Source organism: Stenotrophomonas sp. PA-6-5C (assembly GCF_021605635.1).
Taxonomy (GTDB): domain Bacteria; phylum Pseudomonadota; class Gammaproteobacteria; order Xanthomonadales; family Xanthomonadaceae; genus Stenotrophomonas; species Stenotrophomonas lactitubi.
Map to the genome: position 1 here is coordinate 1 of NZ_WKEE01000095.1, position 10633 is coordinate 10633.

Below are 10633 nucleotides of genomic sequence, written 5' to 3' on the forward strand. Positions count from 1 at the left end.
CCCCCGCAACCGGACCCACCCCGCCACCCCACGGATAGCCGGCTTTTGACGTTGACGTTGCCTCTGCAGGTGCAGGGTGCAACCCTGCAAAACACCACCACCCTACGGCAGCGTCGGTTGTGCAATCGGCCCCTGCGCACTACGATCCTGCGGTTCGCGCGCACACGCGTGCCCGTATTCCTGCTGAGCGCCCTGTGCGCCGCATCTGCCAACCCGAGGTCTTCATGGTCATCAAACCGCGCGTCCGCGGCTTCATCTGCGTCACCACCCATCCGACCGGCTGCGACGCGGCCGTCAAGCAGCAGATCGACTACATCCGTGCGCGCCCGCCGATCCAGAACGGCCCCAAGCGCGTACTGGTGATCGGTGCCTCGACCGGCTATGGCCTGGCCGCGCGCATCACCGCCGCCTTCGGCAGTGGCGCTGCAACCCTGGGCATCTTCTTCGAGCGCCCGGGCAGTGAAACCAAGCCGGGTACGGCGGGCTGGTACAACTCGGCGGCGTTCCACAAGTACGCCGACGAAGCCGGTCTGTATGCCAAGAGCATCAACGGCGATGCGTTCTCCGACGAGGTGAAGGTGAAGACCATCGAGATGATCAAGGCCGACCTCGGCCAGGTCGACCAGGTGGTCTACAGCCTGGCTGCGCCGCGCCGCAAGCATCCCAAGACCGGCGAAGTCATCAGCTCCACGCTGAAGCCGATCGGTGAGCCGATCACGCTGCGTGGCCTGGATACCGACAAGGAAGTGCTGACCGAGACCCACCTGCAGCCGGCGACCCCGGAAGAAATCGCCGGTACCGTCGCGGTGATGGGCGGTGAGGACTGGCAGATGTGGATCGACGCGCTGGCCGATGCCGGCGTGCTGGCCAATGGCTGCACCACCACGGCCTTCACCTACGTGGGCGAAGAGATCACCCAGGCGATCTACTGGAATGGTTCCATCGGTGCCGCCAAGAAGGATCTGGACGACAAGGTGCTGGGCCTGCGCGAGAAGCTGGCCAAGATCGGCGGCGATGCGCGCGTGTCGGTGCTGAAGGCAGTGGTGACCCAGGCCAGCTCGGCCATTCCGACCATGCCGCTGTACCTGTCGCTGCTGTTCAAGGTAATGAAGGCAAAGGGCACCCACGAAGGCTGCATCGAGCAGCTCGACGTGCTGTACGACATCCTGTACGGCGCCAAGGCCGATGGCGTGGCGGTCGATCGCCTGCGCCACGATCTGGTTGATGGCGATGGCCACACCGTCGCGCTGATCGATGAAGAAGGTCGCCTGCGCGCCGACTACAAGGAAATGGCGGCTGACGTGCAGGGTGAGGTGCTGGCGCTGTGGCCGCAGGTGACCAACGAGAACCTGTACGAGATCAGCGACCTGGCCGGCTACAAGGCCGATTTCCTGCGTCTGTTCGGTTTTGGTGTCGAAGGCGTCGACTACGAAGCCGACGTCAACCCGGACGTGAAGATCGCCAATCTGGTCGATCTGACCTGATTGAAAAAAGGCCGGCGCAAGCCGGCCTTCTTGATTATGTAGAGCCGAGCCATGCTCGGCTGCTCTTCGCTTGGACCCTGCAGCCGAGCATGGCTCGGCTCTACAGAGAGGCGTCAACCGAACTCGAAGTTCATCGTCGGCGCTGCAGGGCCGACGAAATCGCCCTGCACGTAGTCCACGCCGGCACTGAACAGCAGTGTCATCGAGTTGGCGTCGCTGACGAACTCGGCGATGGTGCGGATGCCGGCTTCCTGCGCGCGTGCGGTGATCTGGCTGACCCGGTCGATGTTCTCGCGGGTGGCGGCCAGGTCGCTGGTGAAGCCGCGATCAAGCTTGAGGAACTGCGGCTGGAAGTGGGCCAGCAGCTGGAACGAATCCAGGCCCGAGCCGAACTGCTCCAGACCGATCCGGCAGCCGAGCGGGGCCACTTCCGCGAGGAACTGCTGGGCGCTGCGCAGGTGGGTGAACACCTTCGATTCCGGCGCATGCAGCCACAGGCGTTCGCCCGGTACGCCTTGTGCCTGCAACTGCTGGCGCAGCGTGGCGATCATCTTCGGGTCATCGAACGATTCCGGCGTGACCTTCACCAGCATCTGCGTCGGATGACCCTCGCGCGCACGCGCGCCCAGTACCGCGATCGCCTGCGAGACGACCCAGCGGTTGATGTCCGCCAGCAGGCCGTGTTCTTCGGCGATGCCGAGGAAGGCGGTCGGGCTCAGCAGCTCTCCGTTGTGTTCCAGCCGCAGGTACGCTTCATACAGCTCCAGCGACTCGCCCTGCAGGTTCAGCACCGGCTGGTAATGCAGCTGGAAGCCATCGCCTGCCAAGGCCTCGCGGATACGCGCGACCCAGCGCTGCACGCGTTCTTCTTCCACGCGATCGACAGCGGCCGGGTCGAAGATGCGGCAGGTATTGCCGAGCGCGGCAGCGGCCTGCGTACATTCACTGGCGCGCGCCAGCACCTGGCCGATGCTGGCGATCTTCTCGCCCACCTGCACCCCGCCAATGCTGACGGTCACCGTGGCCGAGCGCGCGCCGATGCTGAAGACGTGCGCGGCGTAGGCTTCACGGATGCGCTCGGCCAGTGCCACGGTCTGTGCATAGGGACCGGACTGCAGCACGGCGAAACTGTGTTCGCCGAAACGGGCCAGCTGCGCATCCTCACCAACGACCTCGGCCAGCAAGGCGGCGAGGGCGCCGATCAGGGCGTCGGCCGAGGCCAGTCCAATGTCCGGGATCAGGCGCGCGTAATGATCCGGTTCGACCATCAGCAGGCCGAACTGACCCTCGCTGCGCCCCGCCTGTGCAACCGCGTCCTCGACCTGCAGCATGAAGGTCGGGCGGTTGAGCAGGCCGGTGACCTGGTCGCGCTGGCGCAGGTCTTCAACCTCGCGAGCCAGCTCCGGGTCGAACTCCATGCGCCGGCGGAATACCACCTGCAGGCAGGATTCGCCCTCGTAGGTGGCTGCGGTGAACTCCATCGTCGCCGGGAAAGCGTTGCCGTCCTGGTGGCGAGCGTCGAGCTGGTACTGCGGCGGCGCCGCTTCGCCGCGGCTGAGTGACTTCAGCAGCTGCTTGAAATCATCCACGTGCTGGGCGGCGACCATGTCGAGCAGCGAGATGCCTTCGACCTCCTCGAAATCCTCGTAACCGAACATCTCCAGGTAGGCATCATTGGCACGGATATGCATGCCTTCGTGGACATAGGCAATGGGGTCACGCGAAGAGGCGATCAGCGCGTCACAGCGACGCTCGGTCTCGCGCATCTGCGCTTCGATCCGGCGCAGGCCGCGGCGCGCCTGCAGGTCGACCCACTGGTCGCGGACCACCGCCAGCAGGTGTTCGGCGCGCTGGCGCAGGGCGAGGGCGCGGACGCCGTTGCTGCTGGCCTGTACCAGTTCGTCCTCGTCGATGCGCTCGGCCAGCAGCACCAGCGGGATGTCCTTGCCGCTGGCGGCGATGTGCTGGGCCACCAGTGGCAGCGGGATGCTCTGCGAGGGCGCCGCCAGCACCAGATCGATCGCCTGGCTGGCCAGTACCTGCGACAGCTCGGCCGAGTCCTGCGGGCGCCATGGGCGCACGGCGATGCCGCTGTTGCGCAGGGTGCTGACGATGGCTTCGGCATTCTCACCGCTGTCATCGACGATCAGCAGGCGGATGGTGATGTCGTTCGCGTTCTGCATGCACTGCTCCCCAATCTGCAAATCTAGATACACGATGCGTGGCGGCGCGTCCATGCGCGCAACGCTTGCGTGCCCGGAACGGCGATGCGGTTCACACCACGCAGCCGGCTGCGTGCCCGCTGGCCCAGGCCCACTGGAAGTTGTAGCCGCCCAGCCAGCCGGTCACGTCCAGCACCTCGCCGACGAAATGCAGGCCAGGCACGCGCTTGGATTCCAGCGTCGACGAAGAGACTTCGTTGGTATCGACACCGCCAAGGGTGACTTCGGCGGTGCGGTAGCCCTCGGTGCCGCTGGCCACCAGTGGGAATGCTGAAAGCACCTGTGCTGCCTTGCGCAGGTCCGGCTCGTCCAGCTGACGTACCGGGCGGTCAGGCAGCCAGTGCTCGCACAGGCGCTGCGCCAGCCGCTTGGGCAGCACATCGCCCAGCACCGTACGCAGTTCCGCGGCGGGTCGTTCGCGCTTCATCTGGCGCAGCCATCCGGCGGCATCCTGGCCGGGCAGCAGATCCAGCGACAGCGCGTCACCGGGTTGCCAGAACGAGGAAATCTGCAGGATGGCCGGGCCACTGACGCCACGATGGGTCAGCAGCATGAAGTTGCGGAAACTGGTGCCGTTGCAGCTGGCCTCGACCGGCAGGGCGACGCCGCTGAGCTCGGCCAGGCGCTCCTGGTGGGTGCCGCTGAGGGTCAACGGCACCAGGCCGGCGCGGGTGGGCAGCAGCTGGTGGCCGAACTGGCGCGCGATCTCATAGCCGAACCCCGTTGCACCAAGACTGGGAATGGACAGGCCGCCGGTGGCCACCACCAGCGAGGCGCAATGGAACAGGCCGTGCGTGGTCTGCACGCGGAAGCCGTCGGTGCCGTGCTCGATGCGCTCCACGCTGCACTGCGTGCGGATCTGCACGCCGGCCTGCTGGCACTCGTCCACCAGCATCTTCACGATCTGCTTGGATGACACATCGCAGAACAGCTGGCCCAGCTCTTTTTCGTGATAGGCGATGCCGTGGCGCTCGACCATCTCGATGAAGTGGTAGGGCGAGTAGCGCGCCAGCGCCGACTTGCAGAAATGCGGATTGGCCGACAGGAAGTTGGCCGGGGTGGTGCCGGTGTTGGTGAAGTTGCAGCGGCCACCACCGGACATCAGGATCTTCTTGCCGATCTTGTTGGCGTGGTCGATGACGTGCACATGCCGGCCTCGCTGGCCCGCCGTGATCGCGGTCATCAGCCCGGCTGCGCCGGCACCGATCACCAGCACGTCGCAGCGGATCGTGCTCATGCCTTGGCGCGCTTGCGCCAGTTGGGGATCACGTCCAGCTGCATCTGATCGTTGAGCAGCTGCACTTCGGCGTCCTGGATCAGCACGCTCCAGCGCATCGCACGCTGGATCTGCTGGCCCCACAGATCGACGAATCCGCCGTCCAGGTCGACCACCGACAGATTGTCGAAGCGGGCCAGGCCCTTGCTCTGCTTCTGCCACCAGATGTCCGACGCATTGCCGCCGTAGTTGACCACCTGCACCTGTCGGCTGCGGTTGCTGGCCTTGCGGATGCGCGACTCGTCCGGATGGCCGAGGTCGATCCACTGCAGGATGTCGCCGGTGTAATCGTGTTCCCACAGGTCCGGCTCATCGTCGGTGCTCAGGCCGCGGCCGAACTCCAGGCGGTCGCCAGCGTTCAGCGCGAAGGCGAGCAGGCGCACCATCAGGCGTTCGTCGGTTTCAGACGGATGCTGGGCCAGTGTCAGGTTGTGGGTCGCGTAGTAGCCGCGATCCATGTCGCTGATCTGCAGTTCGGCCTTGCGGATGGTGGCGGTGAGGGCCATGAAGATCCAGAGGGGTAAAGACCGTCAATGATAGAGGTTTGCCCCGGGGGTGTCCGGTATGGGGGTGTCGGCAGGGCGTGATCGGTGGCACGCTGGCCGCCCTGATGCTTCCGGCTTGCCCTGCCGTATGTCCCGTTCACGTCCGTGCCGCCTGCAGATTGATGGCGCCACGACCGCGCCATGACCACGCCCAGTCGACTGCAGCTGCCGCCCGGTAACTGGGTTTCCCTGCTGGAGGGGCTGTGTGCGCGCTTCCCGCGCATCGATCGGTTGCAATGGGAGAGTCGCTTCGCGCGAGGCCGGGTGCAGGATGCGCAGGGCAGGGCGTTGGCGGCCGACATGCCGTGGCAGGTGGGGCTGGAGATCCGCTACTTCCGTGAAGTGGCCGACGAGCCAGTGATTCCCTTCGTGGAGACCATCCTGCATCACGACGCGCACCTGCTGGTGGCTGACAAGCCGCACTTCCTGCCGACCGCGCCTGCCGGTGCCTTCGTGCGCGAAACCCTGTTGGCGCGTCTGGTCGAACGCACCGGCAACACCGAGCTGGTGCCGTTGCATCGGCTGGATCGGTTGACGGCCGGCCTGGTGCTGTTTTCCACCCGGCCGGAAACGCGCGACGCCTACCAGCGCCTGTTCCGTGAACGCCGCATTGAGAAGACCTACGAGGCGCTGGCACCGGCCTTGCCCGATCTGCGGTTTCCGTTGGAGCGGCACAGCCGGCTGCAGCCAGGGGAGCCGTTCTTCCGTATGGCCGAAGTTCCCGGCGAACCGAATGCGCGGAGCCGTGTCGAGGTCATTGACGCGCATGGCCCGGTCTGGCGCTACCGGCTTGTGCCGGAATCCGGGCGCAAGCATCAGCTGCGCGTCCATATGGCCGCGCTCGGTGCGCCGATCCTGGGCGACGGGTTCTATCCGCAGCTGCAGGACCGGCCGCAGGGTGAGGGCGAGCCGCCGTTGCAGCTGCTGGCGCAGGCACTGGCCTTCGACGATCCGCTGACCGGCCAGCGGCGCAGTTTCCGCAGTGCGCGCACCTTGAGCGTTGCCGGCTGACGCGCGGCCGGATTCACCTGCTCGGGCGGCGCGCCAGCCAGCGGTCCAGCTCGGCAGCAAACAGCTGGCGGTCGCGCGCACCCAGAGGAGGCGGTCCGCCGGTCTGCACGCCCGCGCCACGCAGTTCCTCCATGAAATTGCGCATCGACAGCCGCTCCGCCATGTTGTTGGGGGTGTACAGCTGGCCGCGTGGGTTCAGGGCCACGCCCTTCTTCTCCAGCACCAGGGCGGCCAGGGGGATGTCCTGGGTGACCACCAGGTCGCCGGCGGCCACCCGTTCGACAATGGCGCTGTCGGCCACGTCCAGTCCCTGCGGCACCTGGATCGAGCGCAGCCAGCGCGAGGGCGGGGTGCGGATCCACTGGTTGGCGACCAGGGTCAGTTCCACACCGACCCGTTCAGCTGCGCGGAACAGGATGTCGCGAATGACGACGGGGCAGGCGTCTGCGTCCACCCAGATGCGGGGGAGCAGGGGTTCAGCTCGGGTTTCAGCTTCAGTCATTTACCCAGTGTAGGGTAGGAAAAACCTGAATGGGGGCCCGGGTTTAGCCTCGATCTGGTGCAACCCCTTGCCCTGTCTGGGGGCCGGCCGTTTGTCGCTGAATATCAGGGCTATCGCTTTTTGCTCAAAACACGCGTATCGTCTGGCCCACTGTGTTTGCTAGGGTCACCGTGAATCGTGGCCTGGTGCAGTTGATCTCACGATCCGCTCATCGATCCGCTTTACCAACGCCTGCAACTCAGTCTCGGCCCCGATACCCGGTGGCTGCGATTTTTTTCAACATGTGTTTCAGGAGTTAGTAAATATGTCTGATCGTCAGACCGGCACTGTCAAGTGGTTCAACGACGCCAAGGGCTTCGGCTTCATCACCCCGGAAAGCGGCCCGGACCTGTTCGTGCATTTCCGCGCGATCCAGGGCACCGGCTTCAAGACCCTGCAGGAAGGCCAGAAGGTTACCTTCGTCGCCGTCCAGGGCCAGAAGGGTATGCAGGCTGACCAGGTGCAGGCGGTCTAATCCGTCTGCTACCGTTTGGTAGCCAGAACGCCGGGAGCGAAAGCTCCCGGCGTTTTTCGTTATGGGCTTCTTGTAGTGTCGAGCCAGGCCCGGCTCTACAAAGGGCATGCACCCGGCACGGTACGATGCAGGCTTCCCCAAGGATCGTCCCCATGCGCATCGTCCATCATCTGGAAAACTCCCGTTCGCTGCGTGTGCTGTGGATGCTGGAGGAGCTGGGGCTGGACTACGAGCTGCGCCGCTACCCGCGCGACCCGAAGACGATGCTGGCGCCGCCGGAGCTGCGCCAGGTGCACCCGCTGGGCAAGGCCCCGGTGCTGCAGGACGGTGAACTGATCCTCGCCGAATCCGGCGCCATTCTCGACTACCTGGCTGACCGCTACGACGTGCATCGGCAGCTGTCGCCGTCGCCGGTACCGGCCGACGGCAAAGAGCGCATCGATTACCGCTACTGGCTGCACTATGCCGAAGGCTCGGCGATGCCGCCGATGCTGCTGACCTTGGTGATCAGCCGCATCCGCAGCGCGCCGATGCCGTTCTTCGCGCGGCCGATCGCCCGCAGCATCGCCGACAAGGCCGAGCGCGGTTTCGTCGGCCCGCAACGACGCCTGCATCTGGACTGGATGGAGCGGCGTCTGGCCGAATGCCCGTGGTTTGCCGGCGAGCGCTTCACCGCCGCGGACATCCAGATGAGCTTCCCGATCCAGGCAGCGGCCGCACGCGGCGGCGGACTGGACGACAAGCCGGCATTGCGTGGCTTCCTCAAGCGCATCGGCGAGCGTCCGGCCTACCAGCGTGCCGAGGCGCACGGTGGGGCATTGCAGGCCCTGCGCGGCGATTGAGGACGGCCGTCCTCGCCCCCATGCTGTGCTCATGGATACCACGGCTCCCCAGTTCGACAACCGCCTGCTGACTCTGCTGCCGGGCGATCCCGAGTCCGGCCCGCGCCGGCGCGAAGTGCTGGGTGCGGCCTGGTCGCCGGTGATGCCGACACCTGTTGCAGCGCCGGTGCTGCTGGCGTGGTCGCCTGAGGTGGCCGCGATGCTCGGATTCGATCATGCGCAGGTAGAGGATGAGGGCTTCGCCGAGGTGTTCGGCGGCAACGCGCTGTATGCGGGCATGCAGCCATGGGCGGCCAACTATGGAGGCCATCAGTTCGGGCATTGGGCCGGGCAGTTGGGTGATGGTCGCGCCATCTCGCTGGGCGAGTTGATCGGCACCGATGGCCGGCACTGGGAGCTTCAGCTGAAGGGCGCCGGGCCAACGCCGTACTCGCGCGGCGCCGACGGCCGTGCGGTGCTGCGCTCGTCGATCCGCGAGTTCCTGTGCAGCGAGTCGATGCATCATCTCGGCGTGCCGACTACCCGCGCCCTGTCGCTGGTGGGTACCGGCGAGGACGTAGTGCGCGACATGTTCTATGACGGTCATCCGCGCGCGGAGCCCGGCGCGATCGTCTGCCGGGTATCGCCCTCGTTCCTGCGCTTTGGTTCGTTTGAACTGCCTGCTTCGCGCGGCGAGACCGCGCTGCTGAGGCAACTGGTCGAGGCGTGTATCGCCCGCGATTTCCCGGAACTGAAGGGGCAGGGCGAAGCACTTTACGGCGACTGGTTCGCGCAGATCGCCGTGCGCACCGCAGAGATGATCGCGCACTGGATGCGCGTCGGCTTCGTGCATGGGGTGATGAACACCGACAACCTCTCGGTGCTCGGCGTGACCCTGGACTACGGCCCCTATGGCTGGGTCGAAGACTTCGATCCGGACTGGACGCCGAACACCACCGATGCGCAGGGGCGTCGCTATCGTTTCGGCACCCAGCCGCAGGTGGCGTACTGGAACCTCAGCCGTCTGGCACAGGCGCTGTCGCCGTTGTTCGCTGATGTGCAGCCGCTGCAGGCAGGGCTGGCCGCCTACCAGGCGACCTTTGTCGCCTGCACCCGTCGCGATGTGGCGGCCAAGCTGGGTCTGGCAGCGGCTGACGATGCCGATCTGCAGCTCTTCCAGCGTTGGCAGCAGCTGATGCAGGACGGTGGCATGGACATGACCCTGGCATGGCGTGCGCTGATGCGCATCGATGCCAATGCACCCGATGCGGGGGTACTGGCCGAAGTCTTCTACGACCCCGAGCGGCAGCACGCGGTGCAGGAACCTCTGCAGCAGTGGCTGCAGGATTACGCGGCACGGCTGCGTGCCGACCCGCTGTCGGCAGCCGAGCGTCTCGCGAAGATGGGGGCGGCCAATCCGCTGTATGTGCTGCGCAACTGGCTGGCACAGGAAGCGATCGACCGCGCCGAGCAGGGCGACCTGGGCGGTGTGCATGCCCTGCAGGAGGTGTTGCGTGATCCATACACCGAACGCCCGGGGCTCGAGCACTACGCCGGCAAGCGCCCGGCGTGGGCTGACGATCGCGCAGGCTGTTCGATGCTGTCCTGCAGTTCCTGAAGAGTGTTCTTCTGCAGGGCTGCGCCCTGCACACCCGCTGTAGTGCCGGCCGCTGGCCGACAACCTCAACAGCAACAGCAAGAGCGGCATTCCGTGGTGTGGTGGGGCGGTGTCGGAGTGCGGGGACGCCGCAAGTACGTCCTTGTAGGCTTGGCAGCCGCTTGCTCGTGTGCGCGTTCCTGCGCACACGGCAAGACCGGGGTTGGGCGTCCTGCCCAACCCGCCCGACGCATGCGTCGGGCCCATGCGGCTGACACCCCGCACTCCGATACCGCCCCACCTTCGACAGATTCCCGCTGCTGTGGGTAGAGGTGTCGATCTTGGTCGACACGGTAGATCCACGCCATGCGTGGATGCTCTTGGTTCAATTCTCGAAATATTCGATTTCGATAGAGATTCATCCACGCATTGCGTGAATCTACGACAGATCGCAGGAAACTGTCGAAGGCGGGGTGGGTCCGGTTGCGGGGGCGTGAGCCGCATGGATGCGGCGACCGAGCCTCCATGGACGGATTGCGGTGGTCTAATCAACTTGGACACTCGATAGGATCATTTTCGAGCATCGAGGTAGACCCATGGCAAAACAGATCACTCAGGGCATGAGGGACGAGGCGGTTCGCCTTGTCGTTGTAGAGGGGCA

Annotated in this window: 9 protein-coding genes; 5 read left to right on the forward strand and 4 right to left on the reverse strand. The window is 65.7% G+C overall.

From position 1 onward, the window contains the following. The first annotated feature begins 224 nt into the window (after positions 1-224). Positions 225-1484 (forward strand): enoyl-ACP reductase FabV, encoded by a 1260-nt coding sequence (fabV, locus tag GIW57_RS23155; protein ID WP_236513051.1) that lies wholly within the window; start codon positions 225-227, stop codon positions 1482-1484. Between the two features lie 113 nt (positions 1485-1597). On the opposite strand, the gene GIW57_RS23160 is transcribed toward fabV, so the two are convergent. From GIW57_RS23160 to GIW57_RS23170, 3 genes are all read right to left on the reverse strand, one after another. Then, positions 1598-3667, reverse strand: a complete 2070-nt coding sequence (locus tag GIW57_RS23160) for an EAL domain-containing protein (RefSeq protein ID WP_236513053.1) — start codon at positions 3665-3667, stop codon at positions 1598-1600. Positions 3668-3758: 91 nt separating this feature from the next. Then, positions 3759-4943: an NAD(P)/FAD-dependent oxidoreductase gene (locus GIW57_RS23165; RefSeq protein WP_100465024.1), complete on the reverse strand. Its 1185-nt coding sequence runs from the start codon at positions 4941-4943 to the stop codon at positions 3759-3761. Next, positions 4940-5488 carry a YaeQ family protein gene (locus GIW57_RS23170; protein WP_033830883.1) on the reverse strand — a complete coding sequence of 183 codons (549 nt, stop codon included), beginning with the start codon at positions 5486-5488 and terminating at the stop codon, positions 4940-4942. The genes GIW57_RS23165 and GIW57_RS23170 overlap by 4 nt, the downstream gene beginning before the upstream one ends. A gap of 180 nt (positions 5489-5668) precedes the next feature. Here GIW57_RS23170 and GIW57_RS23175 point away from each other — a divergent pair, with 180 nt between their 5' ends. Continuing rightward, positions 5669-6538 carry a pseudouridine synthase gene (locus GIW57_RS23175; protein ID WP_236513054.1) on the forward strand — a complete coding sequence of 290 codons (870 nt, stop codon included), beginning with the start codon at positions 5669-5671 and terminating at the stop codon, positions 6536-6538. A 13-nt stretch (positions 6539-6551) separates the two neighbouring features. On the opposite strand, the gene GIW57_RS23180 is transcribed toward GIW57_RS23175, so the two are convergent. After that, positions 6552-7040, reverse strand: a complete 489-nt coding sequence (locus tag GIW57_RS23180; RefSeq protein ID WP_236513056.1) for a YaiI/YqxD family protein — start codon at positions 7038-7040, stop codon at positions 6552-6554. A 304-nt stretch (positions 7041-7344) separates the two neighbouring features. On the opposite strand from GIW57_RS23180, the gene GIW57_RS23185 reads away from it, so the two are divergent. From GIW57_RS23185 to GIW57_RS23195, 3 genes are all read left to right on the forward strand, one after another. Continuing rightward, the gene (locus GIW57_RS23185; RefSeq protein WP_025875108.1) at positions 7345-7554 is read left to right on the forward strand and encodes a cold-shock protein; all 210 of its coding nucleotides are present in this window, start codon (positions 7345-7347) and stop codon (positions 7552-7554) included. Positions 7555-7706: 152 nt separating this feature from the next. Beyond that, a complete protein-coding gene (locus GIW57_RS23190) occupies positions 7707-8396 on the forward strand; it encodes a glutathione S-transferase (RefSeq protein WP_236513058.1) in 690 nt (229 codons plus the stop codon). A 31-nt stretch (positions 8397-8427) separates the two neighbouring features. Beyond that, positions 8428-9993, forward strand: coding sequence for a protein adenylyltransferase SelO (locus tag GIW57_RS23195; protein WP_236513060.1), 1566 nt, complete (start codon positions 8428-8430; stop codon positions 9991-9993). The last annotated feature ends 640 nt before the right edge of the window (positions 9994-10633 follow it).

What these genes read in the sequence shown, in the direction of transcription:
- GIW57_RS23190 (WP_236513058.1), top strand. Translation starts at nt 7,707, where the DNA reads ATGCGCATCGTCCATCATCTGGAAAACTCCCGTTCGCTGCGTGTGCTG.
- fabV (WP_236513051.1), top strand. Translation starts at nt 225, where the DNA reads ATGGTCATCAAACCGCGCGTCCGCGGCTTCATCTGCGTCACCACCCAT.
- GIW57_RS23180 (WP_236513056.1), bottom strand. Translation starts at nt 7,040, where the DNA reads ATGACTGAAGCTGAAACCCGAGCTGAACCCCTGCTCCCCCGCATCTGG.
- GIW57_RS23160 (WP_236513053.1), bottom strand. Translation starts at nt 3,667, where the DNA reads ATGCAGAACGCGAACGACATCACCATCCGCCTGCTGATCGTCGATGAC.
- GIW57_RS23165 (WP_100465024.1), bottom strand. Translation starts at nt 4,943, where the DNA reads ATGAGCACGATCCGCTGCGACGTGCTGGTGATCGGTGCCGGCGCAGCC.
- GIW57_RS23185 (WP_025875108.1), top strand. Translation starts at nt 7,345, where the DNA reads ATGTCTGATCGTCAGACCGGCACTGTCAAGTGGTTCAACGACGCCAAG.
- GIW57_RS23195 (WP_236513060.1), top strand. Translation starts at nt 8,428, where the DNA reads ATGGATACCACGGCTCCCCAGTTCGACAACCGCCTGCTGACTCTGCTG.
- GIW57_RS23170 (WP_033830883.1), bottom strand. Translation starts at nt 5,488, where the DNA reads ATGGCCCTCACCGCCACCATCCGCAAGGCCGAACTGCAGATCAGCGAC.
- GIW57_RS23175 (WP_236513054.1), top strand. Translation starts at nt 5,669, where the DNA reads ATGACCACGCCCAGTCGACTGCAGCTGCCGCCCGGTAACTGGGTTTCC.